1 protein-coding gene is annotated in these 264 nt (G+C 62.5%); it reads left to right on the top strand.

Features of this window, described 5'->3' with window-relative positions; translation table 11 throughout:
* Window positions 1–264, top strand: a 264-nt coding sequence (locus EOD29_RS32480) for an inositol monophosphatase family protein (RefSeq protein WP_281059252.1), incomplete at both ends; no start/stop codon positions are given.

Genomic DNA, 264 nt, shown 5'->3' with positions numbered 1-264 from the left:
CCGGCACTCTCGCCGTTCAAAGTAAGGGATTGCAGGACTTCGTCACCATCGCCGACGGGAGAGCGGAGCAGGCGATCCGCCAGGGGCTCATCTCGCGCTTCCCGGACGATACCTTCATGGGAGAAGAGAGCGGCGGGCAATCGGAAGGAGCCGGCACCTGGGTCGTCGATCCGATCGACGGCACGACCAACTATATCAGGGGGTTCCGTTATTGGGGCGTTTCGATCGCCTTTGTCGTCGGCGACAAGGTCGAGATCGGCGTCG

Source organism: Mesorhizobium sp. M1A.T.Ca.IN.004.03.1.1, from assembly GCF_003997555.1.
Lineage (GTDB): Bacteria > Pseudomonadota > Alphaproteobacteria > Rhizobiales > Rhizobiaceae > Mesorhizobium.
Note: the sequence above shows the minus strand (reverse complement) of the source record. Positions and strands in the feature narration are given on the sequence as shown.